Source organism: Flavobacterium sp., from assembly GCF_032153895.1.
Lineage (GTDB): Bacteria > Bacteroidota > Bacteroidia > Flavobacteriales > Flavobacteriaceae > Flavobacterium.
Window position 1 is genome coordinate 210,154 of sequence record NZ_JALDYN010000001.1, and the last position, 19,788, is coordinate 229,941.

At 38.3% G+C, this 19,788-nt stretch carries 21 protein-coding genes and 1 tRNA gene; 5 read left to right on the forward strand and 17 right to left on the reverse strand.

What is annotated here, in order from left to right; all coding sequences use genetic code 11:
- Window positions 1-69 precede the first annotated feature (69 nt).
- The 3 genes from mutL to RUH60_RS01050 are packed head-to-tail and all read left to right on the forward strand — an operon-like array spanning window position 70 to window position 3,562.
- On the forward strand, window positions 70-1,950 hold the full coding sequence (gene mutL / locus RUH60_RS01040) for a DNA mismatch repair endonuclease MutL (protein ID WP_313804076.1): 1,881 nt from the start codon (window positions 70-72) through the stop codon (window positions 1,948-1,950).
- A complete protein-coding gene (locus tag RUH60_RS01045) occupies window positions 1,947-2,699 on the forward strand; it encodes a rhomboid family intramembrane serine protease (RefSeq protein WP_313804079.1) in 753 nt (250 codons plus the stop codon). The genes mutL and RUH60_RS01045 overlap by 4 nt, the downstream gene beginning before the upstream one ends.
- A 2-nt stretch (window positions 2,700-2,701) precedes the next feature.
- On the forward strand, window positions 2,702-3,562 hold the full coding sequence (locus RUH60_RS01050) for a rhomboid family intramembrane serine protease (RefSeq protein WP_313804082.1): 861 nt from the start codon (window positions 2,702-2,704) through the stop codon (window positions 3,560-3,562).
- Here the strand turns inward: RUH60_RS01050 and RUH60_RS01055 are convergent.
- Entirely contained in the window at window positions 3,559-3,735 is a 177-nt protein-coding gene (locus tag RUH60_RS01055) for a hypothetical protein (protein ID WP_313804085.1), read from the reverse strand. The genes RUH60_RS01050 and RUH60_RS01055 overlap by 4 nt on opposite strands.
- Between RUH60_RS01055 and RUH60_RS01060 the strand changes: the two genes are divergently transcribed.
- The gene (locus RUH60_RS01060) at window positions 3,722-4,615 is read left to right on the forward strand and encodes an endonuclease/exonuclease/phosphatase family protein (protein ID WP_313804088.1); all 894 of its coding nucleotides are present in this window, start codon (window positions 3,722-3,724) and stop codon (window positions 4,613-4,615) included. The two genes, RUH60_RS01055 and RUH60_RS01060, sit on opposite strands and share 14 nt — an antisense overlap.
- A gap of 3 nt (window positions 4,616-4,618) precedes the next feature.
- Here the strand turns inward: RUH60_RS01060 and RUH60_RS01065 are convergent, their stop codons facing one another.
- The 15 genes from RUH60_RS01065 to RUH60_RS01135 form a co-directional block, all read right to left on the reverse strand.
- Window positions 4,619-5,230: a WbqC family protein gene (locus RUH60_RS01065; RefSeq protein ID WP_313804091.1), complete on the reverse strand. Its 612-nt coding sequence runs from the start codon at window positions 5,228-5,230 to the stop codon at window positions 4,619-4,621.
- Between the two features lie 6 nt (window positions 5,231-5,236).
- On the reverse strand, window positions 5,237-6,778 hold the full coding sequence (gene lepB / locus RUH60_RS01070; protein WP_313804094.1) for a signal peptidase I: 1,542 nt from the start codon (window positions 6,776-6,778) through the stop codon (window positions 5,237-5,239).
- Window positions 6,779-6,820: 42 nt separating this feature from the next.
- Window positions 6,821-7,522: a 4-hydroxy-tetrahydrodipicolinate reductase gene (gene dapB, locus RUH60_RS01075; RefSeq protein ID WP_313804097.1), complete on the reverse strand. Its 702-nt coding sequence runs from the start codon at window positions 7,520-7,522 to the stop codon at window positions 6,821-6,823.
- A 5-nt stretch (window positions 7,523-7,527) separates the two neighbouring features.
- Window positions 7,528-8,094, reverse strand: coding sequence for a DUF5683 domain-containing protein (locus RUH60_RS01080; RefSeq protein ID WP_409559642.1), 567 nt, complete (start codon window positions 8,092-8,094; stop codon window positions 7,528-7,530).
- A complete protein-coding gene (locus RUH60_RS01085) occupies window positions 8,091-8,990 on the reverse strand; it encodes a ParB/RepB/Spo0J family partition protein (protein WP_313804103.1) in 900 nt (299 codons plus the stop codon). Before RUH60_RS01085 ends, RUH60_RS01080 begins: the two co-directional genes overlap by 4 nt.
- A 6-nt stretch (window positions 8,991-8,996) precedes the next feature.
- Window positions 8,997-9,764 carry an AAA family ATPase gene (locus tag RUH60_RS01090; RefSeq protein WP_313804106.1) on the reverse strand — a complete coding sequence of 256 codons (768 nt, stop codon included), beginning with the start codon at window positions 9,762-9,764 and terminating at the stop codon, window positions 8,997-8,999.
- A 186-nt stretch (window positions 9,765-9,950) separates the two neighbouring features.
- Window positions 9,951-10,832, reverse strand: a complete 882-nt coding sequence (locus RUH60_RS01095; protein ID WP_313804109.1) for an SDR family oxidoreductase — start codon at window positions 10,830-10,832, stop codon at window positions 9,951-9,953.
- A gap of 58 nt (window positions 10,833-10,890) precedes the next feature.
- A complete protein-coding gene (locus RUH60_RS01100) occupies window positions 10,891-11,400 on the reverse strand; it encodes an SRPBCC domain-containing protein (RefSeq protein WP_313804112.1) in 510 nt (169 codons plus the stop codon).
- 64 nt (window positions 11,401-11,464) lie between these two features.
- On the reverse strand, window positions 11,465-12,592 hold the full coding sequence (locus RUH60_RS01105; RefSeq protein ID WP_313804115.1) for a methionine aminotransferase: 1,128 nt from the start codon (window positions 12,590-12,592) through the stop codon (window positions 11,465-11,467).
- Window positions 12,593-12,681: 89 nt separating this feature from the next.
- Window positions 12,682-14,811 carry a methylmalonyl-CoA mutase gene (gene scpA, locus RUH60_RS01110; RefSeq protein WP_313804118.1) on the reverse strand — a complete coding sequence of 710 codons (2,130 nt, stop codon included), beginning with the start codon at window positions 14,809-14,811 and terminating at the stop codon, window positions 12,682-12,684.
- Window positions 14,811-16,172, reverse strand: coding sequence for a methylmalonyl-CoA mutase subunit beta (locus RUH60_RS01115; RefSeq protein WP_313804121.1), 1,362 nt, complete (start codon window positions 16,170-16,172; stop codon window positions 14,811-14,813). Before RUH60_RS01115 ends, scpA begins: the two co-directional genes overlap by 1 nt.
- A gap of 11 nt (window positions 16,173-16,183) precedes the next feature.
- Window positions 16,184-16,525 carry an FtsB family cell division protein gene (locus RUH60_RS01120; RefSeq protein ID WP_313804124.1) on the reverse strand — a complete coding sequence of 114 codons (342 nt, stop codon included), beginning with the start codon at window positions 16,523-16,525 and terminating at the stop codon, window positions 16,184-16,186.
- A gap of 21 nt (window positions 16,526-16,546) precedes the next feature.
- Window positions 16,547-17,155, reverse strand: a complete 609-nt coding sequence (gene udk / locus RUH60_RS01125; RefSeq protein WP_313804127.1) for a uridine kinase — start codon at window positions 17,153-17,155, stop codon at window positions 16,547-16,549.
- Window positions 17,156-17,283: 128 nt separating this feature from the next.
- Window positions 17,284-17,631: a heavy-metal-associated domain-containing protein gene (locus RUH60_RS01130; protein ID WP_313804130.1), complete on the reverse strand. Its 348-nt coding sequence runs from the start codon at window positions 17,629-17,631 to the stop codon at window positions 17,284-17,286.
- Between the two features lie 67 nt (window positions 17,632-17,698).
- A tRNA-Pro gene (locus RUH60_RS01135) sits at window positions 17,699-17,773 on the reverse strand.
- Window positions 17,774-17,938: 165 nt separating this feature from the next.
- On the opposite strand from RUH60_RS01135, the gene trxB reads away from it, so the two are divergent.
- Entirely contained in the window at window positions 17,939-18,889 is a 951-nt protein-coding gene (gene trxB, locus RUH60_RS01140; protein WP_313804133.1) for a thioredoxin-disulfide reductase, read from the forward strand.
- A 57-nt stretch (window positions 18,890-18,946) separates the two neighbouring features.
- Here the strand turns inward: trxB and RUH60_RS01145 are convergent, their stop codons facing one another.
- Window positions 18,947-19,783 carry a GIN domain-containing protein gene (locus RUH60_RS01145; RefSeq protein WP_313804136.1) on the reverse strand — a complete coding sequence of 279 codons (837 nt, stop codon included), beginning with the start codon at window positions 19,781-19,783 and terminating at the stop codon, window positions 18,947-18,949.
- Between the last annotated feature and the right edge of the window lie 5 nt (window positions 19,784-19,788).

The following is a 19,788-nucleotide window of genomic DNA, read 5'->3' on the forward strand; positions in this document are numbered from 1 at the left end:
CCAAGAGTTTTTCGTTAAATTTGTGAACTTGGGTTTTTCCCAGATTTAAATCGAAACCGAATTCATTCAATGTCAAGTATCATTCAACTATTGCCGGATCATGTGGCGAATCAGATAGCAGCTGGAGAAGTTGTGCAACGCCCTGCATCCGTGGTAAAAGAATTGGTTGAAAATGCGGTCGATGCCGGTGCTACAATGATTCAGTTGATTGTCAAAGATGCCGGTAAAACCTTAATTCAGGTAATCGATAACGGAAAAGGAATGTCAGATGCCGATGCCAAATTGTGCTTCGAGCGTCATGCTACTTCCAAAATCCGTCAGGCGGAAGATTTATTTTCATTGCATACGAAAGGGTTTCGCGGGGAAGCATTGGCATCCATTGCCGCGATTGCTCATGTGGAACTAAAAACAAGGCAAGAACACGAGGAATTAGGAACCCATTTAATCATCGAAGGTAGTAAATTTGTTTCCCAAGATGTAGCGGTTTTGCCGAAAGGAACTTCTTTTTTGGTTAAAAATCTGTTTTTCAACATACCGGCGCGGCGTAATTTCCTAAAATCGGATACCGTAGAATTTCGTCACATCGTAGATGATTTTGAACGCGTGGCTTTGGCGCATCCGAATATCCATTTTATTTTGATGCATAACGGCAGTGAAATGTTTAATTTGCCGAGTTCCAACACCAGACAGCGCATCGTAAATGTTTTCGGTGGAAAAACCAATGAAAAACTTGTGCCCATCTCTGAAAGTACTGAAATTGTTGAAATTCAGGGTTTTGTCGGAAAGCCGGAATTTTCTAAAAAGAGTAGAAACGAGCAGTTTTTCTTTGTCAATAATCGATTTATCAAAAGTCCGTATTTGCATCACGCGATTATGGCCGCTTTTGAAGGATTGTTGAAAGATGGTAACCAGCCGAGCTATTTTTTGTTTTTAGACGTTCCGCCTCATAGTATCGATATCAACATCCACCCGACCAAAACGGAAATTAAATTCGATGATGAACAGGCGATGTACGCAATTTTGCGCTCGGCAGTGAAACATAGTTTAGGGCAATTTAATGTAGCTCCGATTTTGGATTTTGAAAGAGATTCTGCCCTAGATATTCCTTATGATTATAAAGATAAAGAAAGCGAAACGCCTTTAATTCAGGTAGATACGAATTTTAATCCTTTTGCTGAGGAAAAACCATCTAAATCGTTTTCTAGTTCGTCAGGCGGAAGTTATTCTTTTGGTGGGAGCTATAAAAAACAAGAATCGTCTGCAAGTTGGGAAAGCCTTTATGTTGGGCTGTCTAGTGCTGCGGATGAAGTGGATGTAAATGAAATTCAGTTTGAAAGCGAAGAAGTAACTGGTTCTCTTTTTGAAGAATCCACAACGGAAATATCTAGTAATAAAACCTATCAGATTCAGAAAAAATACATTGTAAGCCCAATCAAATCGGGCTTGTTGTTAATTCATCAGGAGCGTGCGCACCAACGCGTTTTATATGAACAATTTTTTGTGAATATCACGGTTCAGGAAGCCGCTTCCCAGCAATTGTTGTTTCCGTTGGAATTGCATTTTACACCGTCTGAAATGATGATTCTAAAGGAATTGAAAGAATCTTTGGAAAAAACAGGTTTCGTTTTTAGTGCCATGACTACCGAAATAGCTATGATGACAGGTTTGCCGGTTAATTTATCCGATAAGGAAGTACAAGCTTTATTGGAAGAATTGATCAATAATTTTAACGAAAGCATCCCAGATTCCGGATTTTCACAAACCGATAAAATCGCACAAACGATGTGTAAAAACTTGGCGGTTAAAACTGGAAATTATTTATCGGAGAAAGAGCAGGAGGGAATCGTGAACTCCTTATTCGCCTGTAAAGAACCTAATGTTTCGCCTTTTAACAAACCTACTTTCGTTACCATAGGAATGGAAGATTTAGATAAATTATTTGCCTTATGATGAACATGACCGAAACTGTTAAGCAGTTGATTATTATAAATGTGATTCTTTTTGTTGGAACTATTTTCGTTCCGGCAACCATGGATTTCTTACCAATGTTTTACTTTGAAAGCGACAATTTCAAGGCTTGGCAAATAATTACGCATATGTTTATGCATGCCCCGTTTCCTAATTTCATGCACATTTTGTTTAACATGTTTGCCTTGTATTCGTTCGGAAGTACTTTGGAGCATTTTTGGGGAGGTAAGAAATTTTTATTCTTCTATATTTCTTGCGGATTAGGAGCGATGCTTCTTCATACCGGAATCAATTACTATGAGTTTCATACGATTTACGACAAACTGATTAATTCCGGATTAACTCCAGCAGACATCGAATCATTTTTTAAAACAGGTTCAATTTCATACAACACAGAATTGATAAGCAGAGCAGATTTGCAATCCATCATCAATATTTATAATGGCAGAATGTTAGGCGCTTCCGGAGCCATTTACGGCTTATTGGTAGCTTTCGCCTTCATGTTCCCGAATGCAGAATTAGCCCTGATGTTCATTCCGGTTCCAATTAAAGCAAAATATTTTGTACCAGGTTTGTTGGTTTTGGATTTGTATTTAGGACTTTCCGGGAAATCTATTTTTGGAGGTTCAAGTGGTATTGCCCATTTCGCGCATATCGGTGGAGCAATCATCGGGTTTATCATGATGTGGTATTGGAAGAAAAATCAATTTAACCAAAATCGTTGGGATTAAGGATGAACATTATAGACGATTTTAAATTACAATACCGAACCGGAGGCATTGCGCAACAACTGATATTTTGGAATGTTGGTATCGCGATTGTACTTTTTATTTTAGAAAAGCTTGCCCAAGGTTTTTTTTGGTCTATAATTTCCAATTTGAACCTGTCTTCTGAACCTTCGCAATTTTTGTTCAAACCTTGGACATTTATTACTTATGCCTTTGTTCATGCTAATTTCTGGCATTTGGTTTTCAATATGATAGTTTTAAATTTTTCCAGTCGATTGTTTTTAACCTATTTCACTCAAAAGCAGTTTTTCGGGTTGTACATTTTAGGTGGAATTTTTGCCGGACTTGTTTTTGTGTTGTCTTATCTGATTTTAAAGGATGTAAGCGGATTAGTTGGTGCATCGGGAGCAATTATGGCTATTTTGATGGCTGCAGCGACGTTTTCGCCTTTGTCTGAAGTTCGGTTGTTGTTGATTGGTAATGTGAAATTGTGGCATATTGCTGCTGTAATTTTAGTTTTGGATTTGATTCAGATTCCTGTGAGCAATACCGGTGGGCATTTGGCGCATTTAGGTGGTGCTCTCTTCGGATTTATTTACATCAAATTGCTCCAAAATAGAACGGATTTAAGTAAAATCGTCTCGAATATTTTGGATTATTTCGTTACTTTGTTCCGCCCAAAAAAATCTACGCCTTTTAAGAAAGTGCATCGCAATGATACGTTTTCTAAGCAATCACAACCGAAACCGCAAAAGGATTTTACCCAGAAACAAATTGATGAGATTTTAGATAAAATCAGTAAATCAGGGTATGACAGTTTAACCAAAGAAGAAAAAGAGTTTTTGTTTAAAGTAGGAAAGCACTAAGCAACACAAGAGTACGTGAAGAAATTATCGTGGTTCAATAAAACAGCATTTTTTTTCAACATCGTTTTAGCGGTGTTGACGATAGTTGCATACGTACTCCCTTTTTTAGCGCCAAAAATGTTTCCTTTTTTATCGGTTTTGACTTTGATTTTACCGTTGATGTTGATACTCAATATTGTATTTCTGATTTATTGGGGCATACAGTTGAAACGTCAGGTGTTTTTATCGGCAATTGTCTTTTTAATCGGAATTACTTTTTTTAATAAATTTTATAAATTTTCGGGAAAGGATTTAATTGAAGACGAAGCAGACTTTACCGTAATGAGTTATAATGTGCGTTTGTTCAATGTTTTTGAATGGATGAGCAAACAGAACATTCCCGAAGATATCGTTGATTTTATTGGTTCTCAGGATCCGGATGTGCTATGTATTCAGGAGTTTTCTACTTCGGCTGATGTCAAGTTGGAAGCTTATAAACACAAGTACATTTTGATGCAAGGCGACAACATCCGTACCGGACAAGCCATTTTTTCCAAGTTTCCGATTATTCATCGTGGTGAAATTGAATTTCCCGGTTCAAACAATAACGTGATTTTTGCGGATATCAAGATGCGTCGAGATACGATTCGCGTGTATAGTATTCATTTGCAGTCGACAAAAATCAGTCCGGACATTCATGAAGAAATTGATGAAGCTAAATCGAAGAAAATCTTCAGACGTGTAAGCGAGGCATTCACCGAACAACAGGTTCAGGCAGAACTCATCAAAGAGCACAAAGCAGAATGTACTTTCCCAATGATTATTTGTGGAGACATGAACAACAGTGCGTTTTCATACACCTACAGAACGATTAAAGGCAGTATGAAAGATACTTTTGAAGAAGCGGGTGCAGGTTTCGGAAAAACGTACGATTACGAATTTTATCCGGCTCGCATCGACTATATTTTAGTAGATAAACGTTTTGAGGTAAAAAGCTTCAAGAATTTTGACAATTTTGTCAATTCCGACCATTTCCCTATTGTGTCGCGCATTGCTTTAAAAGAGGAAGAATAAATCTTAAAGTTGTTGGTTTTTAAGGTAATCCATCGCGTAACGACCTTCATTGAATAGCAAATCCAAAATACTCAGATTGTTCAAATAACCGTGTTTTTCTTCAAAAACTTGGGTGTACGATTCAAATTGTGAATGGTCTTTTTTACCGTTCGTTAAATGACGGAAATCGGTTTTGTCGGTTCTTTCGTGAAAGTATTCTTCTGTTTTCTCAAAGCTGATATCCATACCTAAACAATCCGTTACAATTTCGATGGTTTGGAAAGTCAAATCCATCATGAATTCCTGTTTCTTTTCAAATATAGGGCGGATGTCGTCTTCAAAATATTCAAAAAAAGGCGAAGTTCGGTACGCAGCTTCCAACGATTTGAAATGGTTTTTCTGCCAGTCAAAAGCATTTTCGATACGAATGTCTTTGAACTTCTGATGTAACTCTTTACTGTGTTTCACCGGAATATTCAATAATTGAACCCCGTTTGGCGAATAAATATACATCCGGTTACGATTGGTTTGCTTCTGAAAATTGTCTTCCACTTCAAAAGTAATCGAATCGGCTTTCGCCATCGCCACAAAATGACTAATCGACGGGAAATAGGTAGGATGTATTAGAATGTTCATTGTCAATTACGCTTTTTTAGCTTTTCTTTTTTTGAAAAAACTATAACCGTACCAACCAACAAGCAACAACAAGAAGTATTTGAAATACGAAACCGGTTGCCCGTCACCGCCTACAGTAGTAAATAAACGCTCCCAACGGATTTTGTCAATCGCTTTACTCCAAGGAATGTTTTGGTCTAAACTCATCCAGATAAATACGGGTTTTCCAACGATATGATCGGCCGGAACAAAGCCCCAATAACGAGAATCTTCAGAATTGTGACGGTTGTCGCCCATCATCCAATAGTAATCTTGTTTAAAAGTATAATCCTTAACTACTTGTCCGTTGATGCGGATTTCGTCACCGTTTACTTTTAAATCATTGTGTTCGTATTCGGTAATGATTCTTTTGTAGAACGGTAAAGTTTCGCTGTTTAGTTCAACTGTTTTCCCGGCTTCAGGAATGTAAATTGGGCCCATGTTGTCTTGAGTCCATGGTTTGGTGTGCGGAAAGATTCTTGAGTCGCCTTTTGTGTCAATTATTTTAGTGACTGAAGTGATTCCGGGTGTATTCTTAATTACTTGAGCTCCCTCATCGGTTAAAGCACTGAAAAATATTGTGTCTTTTGCGGTTTGTCCGGCTGGGTCAGTAATATTTAATTCTTTTGCTAAATATTCAAAGTTGATTGGCGTTTTTCCATCAACACTCACTTTGTAAGAGTATTGTAACTTCTGTCTATCATGAAGTTTAAGAGGTTCATTGTTAATTGCCACAACACCATCCTTAATAGAAAGATTATCTCCAGGAATACCCACACAACGTTTTACGTAATTCGATTTTTTGTCGATGGGTTTGTCCGCTCTGCGTCCGGAACGATCGAAAAATTGGTAAACCGTATCTGCCGGCCAGTTAAAAACAACAATATCATTACGCTCAATTTTCTGAATACCCGGAAAACGGAAATACGGTAACTGCGGAAATTTAGAATACGATTTCACACCTGCAACCGGAATCGTGTCATGCACCATCGGAGCAGCAACAGCGGTCATTGGGGTTCTGGCTCCATAATGAAATTTACTTACGAAAAGAAAATCTCCAACTAACAACGATTTTTCCAAAGAGGACGTAGGAATCGTGTATGGTTGCATCACGTAGGTATGAACCAATGTCGCGACTACAATCGCAAACAATAAAGAGCTTAAAGTGTTCTCTTTAATGATTTTATTCTTGTTCGGAATATGCGTTACATTTTGTGTATAGTTGATGTAGTATATGTAAAAACCAAGGGTTACCACACCTAAAATTGTGTCAGTGGTTGAATTTTTGCCAAAAGCGCGCAAGGTTTCTACCCAAACTACAGGAAACATAATCAAATTAACAATCGGAACGAAAAGTAAAGCAGTCCACCAGGTTGGACGGTCGATAATTTTCATCAAAACAATAGCATTATACACCGGAATGGCTGCTTCCCAAGATTTTCTACCTGCTTTTTCATATAATTTCCAGGTTCCTAAATAGTGTACTACTTGAATAACCAGAAAAAAGATAAACCATTGTAATAGTGTCATAATCGTATGTTTTTGATTCCTGTTGGAATTTGTGTTCTTGTCTTATTTTAAATTCAGGACGTCTTTCATAGTGAAAACACCTTGTTTATTTTGTAACCATTCCGCAGCGATTACAGCGCCTAAAGCAAAACCTTCTCTGCTGTGAGCCGTGTGTTTGATTTCGATTTGGTCTACTTCTGAATCGTAAAAAACACTATGCGTACCTGGAATGTTTTCAATGCGTTTGGCTACAATATGAATTTCGTTTTGTTGTGCCGAATCCATCGTCCACTTTGTGTAATCAGAATTTTCGATGATTCCGTTGGCTAAGGAAATAGCAGTTCCGCTGGGCGCATCCAGTTTTTGAGTGTGATGAATTTCTTCCATCGTCACATTGTATTGCTCCAGATTGGACATCATCTTCGCCAGATAATTATTCAGTTCAAAGAAAATATTTACCCCTAAACTGAAATTAGAACCATAAATGAAAGCGCCTTTTTTAGCATTACACATAGCGACCATCTCGTCATAATGTTCCAACCATCCGGTAGTTCCTGAAACAACTGGTATATTGGTCTCAAAACATTTCGAAATGTTACTTACGGCCGCATCAGGAATGCTGAAATCAATGGCAACATCTGCATTTTCAAGTCCGGAATAATCGGAATCGTGATCTTTACGAAGTACAATTTCATGACCGCGTTCCAAAGCAATCCGTTCGATTACTTTACCCATTCTTCCGTATCCTAAAAGTGCTATTTTCATTGTAATTAAAAGTTGTAATTCAAGGTTAAACCGATGTTGTGTTTGTAGTCAATTTCGTTTTGGTACAAATCCGGTTTGAGTGATAAGTTTTCGTTTACGTTGAATTGCATCAAATGTGCATCAACATTGGCGTCAACGATATTTAAAATGTAAATGGCTGTAGTAATCAATACAGACAAATCACGATTTCGCTGATAATATTTTTGACCGTCTCTAATTTTACTATCATCTACACCACCAAAGTAAGGGTCGTTGGGGTCGTTTGTTCCGTTTAAACGTTTTTTGTATTCGTCGCGAAAGCGGTGGTATTTTTTATTGTTGTCTGCGTAAAAGTAAATTCCGGTACCTAAACCAATATAAACGATTGGAATCTTCCAGTACTTTTTGTTGTAGGCTTGTCCTAAGCCTGGTAAAACTGCAGAATAAAAAGCAGCTCTAGAAGGTGCTAATACATTTGCCTTTTCATTTTTTACAGAATCCTGCACCACCAATTTTACTTCTTCCTGAGAAAAAGCATTTAGGCTGAAAAGGCACAGCGTAAAAAATATTATGGATAAGAATCTGTTCACTATCCGTTGATTAATTTGATAATGCGGTTAAAATCTTCTTCTGAGTGGAATGGAATGGAAATTTTTCCTTTCCCGTTTCCAGCTACTTTTACATCTACTTTGGCTCCGAAGAAATCATTAAAAGCTTTTTTCTTATCGGAACTTACATCAAACGATGCGCTTTTAGTAGCTTTTGCTGCAGCAGGTTTTAAGCTGTCCTGATATGATTTCACTAAAGCTTCCGTTTCACGTACCGAAAGATTTTGGCTCACAATTTTTTGATAAATATCGGTTTGAACGTCTAAATCTTCCACGTTGATGATGGCGCGTCCGTGTCCCATAGTGATAAATCCGTCGCGGATTCCGGTTTGGATAATCGGGTCTAACTTTAACAAACGCAAATAGTTAGCAATAGTTGAGCGCTTTTTGCCAACGCGGTCACTCATTTGTTCTTGAGTTAACTGAATTTCGTCAATTAAACGCTGGTACGACAAGGCGATTTCGATTGGATCCAAGTCATGACGCTGAATGTTTTCCACCAAAGCCATTACTAAGGAATCGTTGTCGTTTGCCAAACGGATGTAAGCAGGTATAGTTTTTAAACCGACTAATTTTGAAGCACGCAAACGGCGCTCTCCGGAAATTAACTGGTATTTATTGAAATCAATTTTGCGAACGGTAATCGGTTGAATCACACCTAATTCACGGATGGATGACGCTAATTCTTGTAGCGATTCTTCGTTGAAATTGGTTCTCGGTTGGAACGGATTGATTTCAATCGCTTCGATTTCCAATTCGATGATATTCCCGACAACTTTGTCTGCATTTTTGTCTTCTGCAGATTTGATATCGTTTTCAGGATCTTTTAATAATGCTGATAATCCTCTTCCTAATGCCTGTTTTTTTACCACTTTAGTCATACACTATTACTTGCTGTTTTTCTTGATAATTTCTTCTGCCAAGTTCAGATAATTCGATGCGCCTTTACTGGTAGCGTCGTAATTGATGATGCTTTCCCCGAAACTTGGTGCTTCACTCAACTTGATATTTCTTTGGATAATCGTGTCAAAAACCATGTTGTTGAAATGTTTCTGAACTTCTTCCACCACTTGATTTGACAAACGTAAACGGGAATCGTACATTGTTAGCAATAAACCTTCGATATCCAACTCCGGGTTGTGGATTTTCTGTACACTTTTAATTGTGTTTAATAATTTCCCTAAACCTTCCAAGGCAAAATATTCACATTGAATTGGGATTACAACCGAATCAGCAGCCGTTAAAGCATTCAAAGTCAGTAATCCTAAAGAAGGAGCACAGTCGATGATGATATAATCGTATTGGTCTTTGATGCTTGCCAACGCTTGTTTTAACATGTACTCACGGTTTTCCTTGTCTACCAATTCGATTTCGATAGCCACCAAGTCAATATGTGCCGGAATTACCGAAACGTTTGGCGCAGTACAAGCGATTGTTGCTTCTTCGGGCGAGTTGCTATGCTCAAGAATTTGATAGGTTCCGATTTCAACAGCTTCAACATCGATACCTAATCCGGATGAGGCATTGGCCTGCGGATCGGCGTCAATCAATAAAACTTTTTTCTCTAAAACACCTAAAGCGGCCGCTAAATTTACGGAAGTCGTAGTTTTTCCAACGCCACCTTTCTGATTGGCAATAGCAATGATTTTACCCATTTCGTTTTTACAAATTTTGAAGCGTAAAAATACAATTTATTATGGTTTATGAAAATGTTATTTGTTAACAATCTTGTAAAGTTGACAGTGTTCAGTGTTGAGTATTCAGTTTAATTGCCTTAAAAAAGAAAAGAGCGAAAAAAATCGCCCTTTTACTGTTTACTAATCACTGAATACAGATTACTGTTATTTATTTCCTTTCGACTTAATCATCATTTCCAACATATCCCACAATTCTGGTGGAACCTGCTCTAATAAATTGAATTGTCCGGCGCCTTGTAACCATTCACCACCATCAATGGTAATAACTTCACCATTGATATATGCAGAGAAATCCGAAACCAAATAAGCTGCTAAATTGGCTAATTCCTGATGGTCGCCCACACGTTTTAAGGGCACTTTTTTAGCCAAATCAAATTTCTCTTTCAAGTCGCCAGGTAACAATCTATCCCAAGCGCCTTTGGTTGGAAATGGTCCCGGTGCAATGGCATTCATTCGGATACCGTATTTGGCCCATTCTACTGCTAAACTACGTGTCATCGCTAGAACTCCAGCTTTTGCGGTTGCCGAAGGAACTACGAAAGCAGAACCCGTCCAAGCGTATGTAGTGACAATATTTAAAACATTGCAATTGGTTTGTTTGGCTTCAATCCAGTGTTTTCCGAAAGCCAGTGTACAGTTTTTGGAACCTTTTAAAACGATATCGATAATCGTATCCCAAGCATTAGCTGATAAACGCTCGGTAGGAGAGATGAAGTTTCCGGCTGCGTTGTTCAGTAAAACATCCACTTTTCCGAAGGTTTCCAATGTTTTGGCTAACATAGCTTCCACTTGGTCGTAGTGACGAACATCACACTGAATAGCCAAACATTGTCCGCCGGTTTCCGCTTCTAATTCTTTGGCTGTGGCTTGTAATTTTTCTAAATCTCTAGAAGTGATGGCCACTTTAGCACCTAATTCAAGAAAATATTTGGTCATGGCTTTTCCAAGACCGCTTCCGCCCCCGGTTACAACAATTACTTTGTCCGATAAGGCGTTATCACGTAGCATTTTTGCTGAAAAGTTCATAAGGTGGTTTTTAAGAATTGTAAAGATAATTAAAAATACTATGCTTGCATAATATGTTTTAATTTTTAAGCAGATAATCTTCCAAGCGGTCTAAAGTACCTTTAAAGCCTAATTCCATGTTTTCGTGATTCTCTGAAAAGGTTTTCAGTTCTGCATCAGAAGCATTGTATGGAGAAATAATGAAAGTTAAAATAGTAGTTCCTTCATTTTCCTCCAAGGTAATGATGTTGAACATTTCCAACGGCCAGTTTTCATCAAAAGGCGCACGAATTACACCCGCATTTTCGTCCGAAAAGCAATTTAGGAATTCAATTTTTTTATTCGGTAAAATTTCTTTGAAAATAAAACGTCCCCACATTTTTAAGCCATCAGGGGATTCAAAACAGTAATGACAAATGCCATCCGGTTTGAAATTAAACTGAATCACTTTGGTTTCAAAATTGGAAGGACCCCACCATTGTGCGAAGCGTTCTGATTCAGACAGCGCTTTAAAAACAAGAGTCTTCGGCGCTTTGAAGTCTCTGGAGATGACAAGCCTGTTGTCAATGTATAAATTGTGCTGCGACATAAGTTATAAAAACTTGTTATAGCTTAAAGTTACTAAAAAAATGCTACAAATTGTTATTTTTCAATTAAATTTTAGTAAGTTTTTTAGCCGCTTCTATGAGCGTTTCATCGGTTTTTGCAAAACAGAATCTGAGCATTTTTCTGTCCGTAGCATCATTATAAAAAACTGAAATCGGAATCGCGGCAACACCATGTTCAGTAATCAGTTCCTTAGCAAAATCGACATCATTTTTTTGACTGATATTTTTGTAATTCACCACCTGAAAATAGGTCCCTTCACAAGGCATGAGTTCAAAACGGCTGTCTTTTAGTAAGGACTGAAATAAGTCGCGTTTCTTCAAATACATCTTCGAAATTTCGTCAAAATTAACAATGTCCAGATATTCTGAAATGGCGTGTTGGGAAAAACTATTGACGCTGAAAACCAAAAACTGATGCTCTTTCTTCATCTCATTCATCAAATGTTCCGGAGCGATTAAGTAGCCTACTTTCCAACCGGTTACGTGGAGTGATTTTCCGAAAGAGGAAGCAATGATGGTTCGATTAATTAATTTTTTTCGAGTATGAAACGAAATGTGCGGATGCAGAAACGAAATGTATTCGTACACTTCATCGGCTAAAATTAAAACCTGCGGATGTTTTTCCAGAATTGTTTCCAAAGCCTCAAAATCTGAAGCATTCCAAATTTTTCCCGTTGGATTGTGCGGGTTGTTGATGACAATCATTTTCGTTTTAGAAGTGATCGCCGTTTCAATTCTGTTGAAATCAGGTGAATAATCTTCATTTAAAGAAACGCGTACCGGTTTTCCGCCGGCTACTAAAACTGAAGGTTCGTAACTGTCATAACTCGGGTCGAGAATGATAACTTCATCACCATTACCTATGAACGTATTAATCGCAGTATAAATTCCCTGTGTAGCACCGGCGGTTATCATTATTTCCGTTGCAGCATTCACGTTTCGCAAGTACTTCTTTAACGTAAGCGCTGCTATTTTTTCTAAAAGTGACGGTAAACCAGCCATCGGTGTATACTGATGAATGTTTTCGCGTTGCAACCGTACGGAAAGTTGAAGCAATCGTTCGTCTACCGGAAAATTTGGAAAACCTTGCGATAAATTTATCGCGTTATGTTGGTTTGCCAATTGCGACATTACGGAAAATATGCTAGTTGTGATGTTGGGAAGTTTTGACATTTGATAAAAATAAAAAACATCAACTATAAGTTGATGTTTTTTACAAGATTTTTTACGGGATTACTCTCTCGTGGAAATATTAAAGATTGTTAATCTTCCAATAAAACATTCAAAATAGTTATCGCTGCCTCACTAATCTTAGTTCCCGGTCCGAAAACCGCAACCGCTCCAGCATCAAACAAATACTGATAATCCTGCGCCGGAATTACTCCGCCAACAATCACCATAATATCTTCACGACCGTATTTTTTAAGTTCTTCAATTACCTGCGGAACCAATGTTTTGTGTCCGGCTGCTAACGAAGAAACTCCTAAAATGTGAACGTCGTTTTCCACGGCTTGTTTGGCTGCTTCGGCTGGAGTTTGGAACAATGGTCCGATGTCTACGTCGAAACCAACGTCGGCATAACCGGTAGCAACTACTTTTGCTCCGCGGTCGTGTCCGTCCTGACCCATTTTGGCAATCATGATACGCGGTCGGCGTCCTTCTTTTTTAGCGAAGTCATCCGCTAATTGTTTTGCTTTTTCAAAACTCTCGTCGTTTTTAATCTCTTTGCTGTACACGCCACTAAACGATTTGATTTGTGCTTTATAACGTCCGAAAACAGTTTCCAGCGCATCACTGATTTCTCCTAAAGTGGCTCTGTTTCGCGCTGCATCTACTGCTAATTCTAATAAGTTGCCCGGTTCGCCATTAGCACAAGCTGTCAGTTTAGCTAAACATTGTTGTACTTTGGCATTGTCACGGGTCGCTTTGATATGGTCTAAACGTTCGATCTGTTGTTTACGAACGGTTTGGTTATCGACTTCTAAAATGTGTAAAGGATCTTCTTTCTCTAAACGATATTTGTTTACCCCTACGATAATATCCTGACCGCTGTCGATTCTCGCTTGCTTTCTCGCGGCTGCTTCTTCAATTCTCAATTTCGGAATTCCGGCTTCGATGGCTTTGGTCATTCCGCCTAATTCTTCTACTTCTTCAATTAAAGCCCAAGCTTTGTCTGCGATTTCTTTGGTTAATGATTCTACGTAATAACTTCCCGCCCAAGGATCCACCGTTTTGCAGATTTTGGTCTCTTCCTGTAAAAAGATTTGCGTATTACGAGCGATTCGTGCCGAAAAATCCGTAGGTAAAGCAATGGCTTCGTCTAAAGCATTAGTGTGTAACGATTGGGTTCCTCCAAAAGCTGCTGCCGCTGCTTCAATAGCGGTTCTGGCTACGTTGTTGAAAGGATCTTGTTCGGTTAAACTCCAGCCTGATGTCTGACAATGCGTTCTTAAAGCTAACGATTTGTCGTCTTTCGGATTGAATTGTGTCAATAATTTCGCCCACAATATACGTCCGGCTCTCATTTTGGCAATCTCCATAAAGTGGTTCATTCCAATAGCCCAGAAGAACGACAAACGAGGTGCAAAAGTGTCAATATCCATGCCTGCTGCCAAACCGGTTCTGATGTATTCCAAACCATCGGCTAAAGTATAAGCTAACTCAATATCTGCGGTAGCTCCAGCTTCTTGCATATGGTAACCCGAAATCGAAATTGAGTTGAACTTCGGCATATTGTTACTCGTATATTCGAAAATATCAGCAATGATTTTCATCGATGGCGTAGGCGGGTAGATGTAAGTATTACGCACCATGAACTCTTTCAAAATGTCATTCTGAATCGTTCCGGAAAGTAATTTAGCATCAACTCCTTGTTCTTCCGCAGCTACGATATAAAAGGCCATAATTGGTAAAACCGCTCCGTTCATGGTCATTGATACCGACATTTCTCCTAACGGAATCTGGTCGAACAAAATCTTCATATCTTCCACCGAATCAATAGCTACACCTGCTTTTCCAACGTCTCCCACAACTCTTTCATGGTCTGAATCGTAACCTCGGTGTGTGGCTAAATCGAAAGCTACGGATAATCCTTTTTGTCCGGCGGCTAAGTTTCTTCTGTAGAAAGCGTTACTTTCTTCGGCAGTGGAGAATCCTGCGTATTGGCGAATCGTCCAAGGTCTGCGAACGTACATAGTCGCGTAAGGGCCACGTAAGTTGGGTGCAAATCCGGCTCCGAAATCTAAATGTTCCAGATTGGCTAAATCGGCTTCAGAATAGTTGGATTTAACTTCGATGCCTTCGGCAGTTGTAAAGCTTTTATCGTTTTCAGCTAATTGCTGATTGTTGTCTGCAGATTGCTTTAAACTTATATGTTGAATGTCTTTTCTCATTACTTCTCAGTTTCCAAACGTTCCTGTTCCATTTTCTCGGCCAATCGCTTTTCAATAATTGGTGTAATCAACGTTTTACGCGGATTTGTTTTTACAAACGGAAACAATTCCAAATCGTGGCTCATACGATCTTCTTTGTTCGGGTATTTGTTGGTTCCCAATAAGATTTCCTTGCCGTTATCGAATAGTTCCTGTTCTTTATCAGCACTTTCTTTGATTTTACGTTGAATGGTTCCTTCAATCAATTGTGTAATGAAACCACCGTTTGCTTCGATGTCTTTAAATAAAGTCAAGGCTTTTTCGGCCAATTGTTCCGTTAAACTCTCGATGTAATACGCTCCGTCTGAAGGATTGTTCACGATGTCAAAATAACTTTCGTGTTTTAAAACCAATAACTGATTTCGAGAAATTCTATCGCCGAATTCGTTGTCTTTATGATAGATAGCATCGTAAGCTAAATTCGATACCGCATCAGCACCTCCTAAAATCGCACTCATACATTCGGTAGTAGTACGCAGCATGTTTACGTTGTAATCGTATAAGGTTTTGTTGCGTTTGGTTGGTGTCGCGACAATATGACAATCGAAATTGTGGTTGTATTCTTTTGCTAAAGTGTTGAATAACAAGCGTAGCGCACGAAGTTTTGCGATTTCAAAAAAGTAATTTGTTCCGACAGCAACTTTTATGGTAATCGGTTTGTTGATTGACGAAATTCGGTTGAAATATTCGTTTGCGTGAGCTAAAGTATAAGCCAATTGTTGTACGATATTGGTGCCAGCGTTCTGGTACAAAGCGGTGTCAATGCTCAAGAAATGTATGTTTTGACAAGATTTGCTCAAATCGTTTAAAACCGTAAAATCGGAATCTACGTTTACGAACAAATTTCCGTCTTTGGCTAATTGTCCAATCGGATCGACTTCAACAAAAACTGTAGCGTTTCGTTGGGCAGCAATTCCGTCAATTTTTTTGATGAAATCGGTATTCAGAAATTCGAAAAACAAATAAACCGTAACATCATTTGGAATACTATTCAGTAGTTTCTCAATATCGACTCGCTCATTTTCTAACGTAAATCGAATACTTTCCGCACCTCTGTTTAGGGTTTCGTTCGCTCTTGCAATGGATTTTTCCAAATCGTGTACAAAAATGTTCTGTACAATTTTGAAACTTTCTGTTGGAGTAGTGATGTTCAACGGTTTTTCAGCTTCATCGTTATGATAAAACGGACGTACTTTAATGCCTTCTGGGCTTTCCCAAACCAAAGTTTCGTTATAATCGGCTCCCTTTAATTCGTATTGGATTTGTTGTTTCCACTGTTTTGAAGAAACGCCTTCGAATTCTGAAAATAGCTTATCGCTCATGGTAATATTTGTTATTCAGCACCGTCGTGTGGTACTTCATCTTCAAATTCAATAATGTAAATATCTTCGTTTTCGCGTTTCATGTAGTATTTCTCGCGAGCGTATTTTTCAATCTGTCCAGGGTTTTTCAGTTTTTTGATGTTTTCGTTGTCTTTTCTGATTTCGTCCTGATAGTATTTTTTATTGTCTTCCAACTCATTAATTTCCTTGTTAAGAACGCGGTGTTCCAAATAAGAATAATTGTCCAGAAAAAGCATCCAGATCGTGAAGAAAAGCAACACCAAAACATAACGATTTCCGAATATTTTCAGAAATGGATATTGGGCTACTAAAGTCTCGAATGCTTTCTTCATGAGTTGTAAATATACTGAAAATTAAGCAATTCTTTGGTTGATTACGGCGCGAACCACATCGATGGCGACTGTGTTGTATTTGTCGTTCGGAATGATGATATCGGCAAAAGCTTTTGTTGGTTCGATAAATTGCTCGTGCATTGGTTTTAGCGTTGTCTGATAGCGGTTCAAGACTTCTTCCATGTCACGACCACGCTCGGCAATATCACGCTTTAAACGACGGATTAAACGTTCGTCTGAATCGGCATGAACGAAGATTTTAATGTCGAACAATTCGCGTAATTCCGGATTGGTTAGGATTAGAATTCCTTCCACAATCATTACTTTTCTTGGTAAGGTGTGAATCGTGTCACCGGTTCTGTTGTGCTGAACGAAAGAATACAACGGCTGATCAATTGCATTTCCGGCTTTTAGTTCTTTTAAATGCTGAGTAAGTAGCTCGAAATCAATAGCTCTTGGGTGATCGAAGTTGATTTTAGAACGCTCTTCTAAACTTAAATCGTGCGTTTCTTTGTAATAATGATCTTGGGAAATAATTCCAACTTCCGTTTCCGGTAATTCGTTCATAATTTGGTGAACTACAGTGGTTTTTCCGCTTCCGGTTCCGCCGGCGATTCCGATAATCAGCATAAATGTTGTGTTTATTTGTCTTGGCAAAAATAGGAATTTATCAATTCAAAAGCCGAATTCTAAAAGGAATAAAAGTAAAAAATCCCTTCCGGTTTAAGGAAAGGATTCGTTAATTATTGTATTATGAGTTATGCTTTACAACAACCGTCCAGTTTTTCATAGCCTTCCGGAGTCGCTTTTACGTCGTCTGCATCATAACCTAAATTACTGATGGCTGTTCGGATTTTATCCAAAGTTGTTTTTTTGGAGTTGTAAATCACTTCGATGGTCATTTTTTCGGTGTCAATATTAACCATTTGCACACCGGTTTCGCGCAGTAACTTCTGATTGAATAATTGTCCGCAGGTTTCACATTCTTTGCAATGATCACAAGTAATCGTAGTCTTGATAACTGCCTTTTGTGTCTTTTTAGGCTGCTGTGCAAAAGTTGTATTTATGCTTAAAAATAGTAAAACTAATACCGTAATATATTTCATGATAATTTTAATTTAGAGTTTAAATTTAAACAAAAAATCCTTTCAGAAAACTGAAAGGATTAATTTGTCGGGGTGGCAGGATTCGAACCTGCGACCTCCTGGTCCCAAACCAGGCGCGATGACCGGGCTACGCTACACCCCGTGTAAATGTGGGTGCAAATATAAAACTAAAAATCTATTTCCAAAATGTTTTTCTCAATAAATCTGATTTATTTTTCAATAGTTAAATCTGATATCTTTTTCAAGGAAATTTTTTAATTAAAACTTACATTTGTGAGCTTCAAAAATTAATTATAACACAGAGATTATGTCTGATACTATAGAAAAAGTAAAATGCCTTATTATAGGTTCAGGACCAGCAGGATATACTGCTGCGATTTATGCTGCCAGAGCAAATATGTTTCCGGTTTTATATCAAGGAACACAGCCAGGTGGGCAATTGACAACAACTAACGAAGTGGAAAATTTCCCAGGTTATCCAGAAGGTGTAACCGGACCTGAAATGATGGTGCAGTTACAAGAACAAGCAAAACGTTTTGGAACGGATATTCGCGACGGTTGGGCTACCAAAGTTGATTTTTCAGGACCAATTCACAAAGTTTGGGTGAATGATACCAAAGAAATTCACTGTGATACGGTAATTATTTCGACAGGTGCTTCCGCTAAATATTTAGGATTGCCATCGGAACAACATTATTTGCAAATGGGTGGAGGAGTTTCTGCCTGTGCGGTTTGCGACGGATTCTTTTACAGAAATCAGGAAGTAATCATCGTTGGAGCGGGAGACAGTGCTTGTGAAGAAGCTCATTATTTGTCAAAGCTTTGTAAAAAAGTAACGATGTTGGTGCGTAGTGAAGTGTTCAGAGCTTCTAAAATTATGGAGCAACGTGTTCGCAATACTGAAAACATCGAAATCTTATTGCATACAGAAACTGAAGAAGTTTTAGGAGACGGAAATGTAGTAACCGGCGTTCGCGTTAAAAACAATACAACCGGAGAAGTGAAAGAAATTCCAGCTACAGGTTTCTTCGTAGCCATCGGACACAAACCGAATACGGATATTTTTAAAGACTATTTGAAATTAGACGAAACAGGTTACATCATCAACCAAGCGGGAACTGCTAAAACAAGTGTAGAGGGTGTTTTTGTAGGTGGAGATGCGGCAGATCATGTATATCGTCAGGCGATTACGGCTGCGGGTACAGGTTGTATGGCGGCTTTGGATGCGGAGCGTTATTTAGCAGCAAAAGGACATTAATTATTTAAACAGAAATAAAAAAATCCCAATCGATAGATTGGGATTTTTTTATTGTTATTAGTTTAACTGTTTCTTATATAAAATAGCGTTGTCGGTAAATTTAACCATATTAATTTTTGGTTCGCCATACAATTGAATTTCCGATTTTCCGGCAGCAGTTATGCTAATATTTTTAGCAACATTTACACTAACATTGGAATAGGATTCTGCTACAAGTTCCATTTCAGAAACGTTTAGTTTTTTAGCCGTCAGATTAGCGTTGTTGTCCAAACGGATTTTAGCGGAAGCAGCATCACCTTCAATAGTTGCTGAGGTTTTCTGATACAAATCAAACTTTAAACTTTGTGTTGTTATCAAGGTTTTTACTTCAGCATTTTTGCTCAATTCAATGGTTACCGATTCGGATTTAGCGTTTAGTTCCGCTTTCGAGCGATCGTTCATGATTAAAGTAAAATGCGTCGCTTTTACATTTAAGTACGATTTGGAATAATCATAGTTTTTCACGGTAATGTTATCGCCTTGTAAATCGGCTAGAGAATTTAATTGTGCTTCGCTTCTCACCGAAATCAATTTCAAATCATCAGTATACGTAACACGAACACTGAATTTTTTTGCACCGCTAACATCTTTAGTGGAACTCAACTGTAATGTACTTCCGTTCATTTCGTACTTTAAAACATCGTGTAGGTTGTCATCGGCTTCGATTTCGATGCTTTGTTTGTCACCTTTGATGATGAAAATTTCAAGATTGTCCGTAATATCCAAATTTTGGAACGGTTCAACCTCTTTTTGAGTAACGGTAACAATTTTTGATCCCTTTATTTTCTCTTTTTTCTGGGCAAAAACAGCAGTGCCCATGAGCATTGCAAACAGTAGAAAGTAAAGTTTCTTCATTTGGG

Coding starts and splice junctions, on each gene's coding strand:
- RUH60_RS01095 (WP_313804109.1), bottom strand. CDS start 10,832: ATGAACTTTTCAGCAAAAATGCTACGTGATAACGCCTTATCGGACAAA.
- RUH60_RS01085 (WP_313804103.1), bottom strand. CDS start 8,990: ATGACTAAAGTGGTAAAAAAACAGGCATTAGGAAGAGGATTATCAGCA.
- RUH60_RS01145 (WP_313804136.1), bottom strand. CDS start 19,783: ATGAAGAAACTTTACTTTCTACTGTTTGCAATGCTCATGGGCACTGCT.
- RUH60_RS01045 (WP_313804079.1), top strand. CDS start 1,947: ATGATGAACATGACCGAAACTGTTAAGCAGTTGATTATTATAAATGTG.
- RUH60_RS01120 (WP_313804124.1), bottom strand. CDS start 16,525: ATGAAGAAAGCATTCGAGACTTTAGTAGCCCAATATCCATTTCTGAAA.
- RUH60_RS01105 (WP_313804115.1), bottom strand. CDS start 12,592: ATGTCAAAACTTCCCAACATCACAACTAGCATATTTTCCGTAATGTCG.
- RUH60_RS01065 (WP_313804091.1), bottom strand. CDS start 5,230: ATGAACATTCTAATACATCCTACCTATTTCCCGTCGATTAGTCATTTT.
- RUH60_RS01100 (WP_313804112.1), bottom strand. CDS start 11,400: ATGTCGCAGCACAATTTATACATTGACAACAGGCTTGTCATCTCCAGA.
- scpA (WP_313804118.1), bottom strand. CDS start 14,811: ATGAGAAAAGACATTCAACATATAAGTTTAAAGCAATCTGCAGACAAC.
- udk (WP_313804127.1), bottom strand. CDS start 17,155: ATGCTGATTATCGGAATCGCCGGCGGAACCGGAAGCGGAAAAACCACT.
- trxB (WP_313804133.1), top strand. CDS start 17,939: ATGTCTGATACTATAGAAAAAGTAAAATGCCTTATTATAGGTTCAGGA.
- RUH60_RS01130 (WP_313804130.1), bottom strand. CDS start 17,631: ATGAAATATATTACGGTATTAGTTTTACTATTTTTAAGCATAAATACA.
- RUH60_RS01060 (WP_313804088.1), top strand. CDS start 3,722: ATGTTGATACTCAATATTGTATTTCTGATTTATTGGGGCATACAGTTG.
- lepB (WP_313804094.1), bottom strand. CDS start 6,778: ATGACACTATTACAATGGTTTATCTTTTTTCTGGTTATTCAAGTAGTA.
- RUH60_RS01050 (WP_313804082.1), top strand. CDS start 2,702: ATGAACATTATAGACGATTTTAAATTACAATACCGAACCGGAGGCATT.
- mutL (WP_313804076.1), top strand. CDS start 70: ATGTCAAGTATCATTCAACTATTGCCGGATCATGTGGCGAATCAGATA.
- RUH60_RS01115 (WP_313804121.1), bottom strand. CDS start 16,172: ATGAGCGATAAGCTATTTTCAGAATTCGAAGGCGTTTCTTCAAAACAG.
- RUH60_RS01090 (WP_313804106.1), bottom strand. CDS start 9,764: ATGGGTAAAATCATTGCTATTGCCAATCAGAAAGGTGGCGTTGGAAAA.
- dapB (WP_313804097.1), bottom strand. CDS start 7,522: ATGAAAATAGCACTTTTAGGATACGGAAGAATGGGTAAAGTAATCGAA.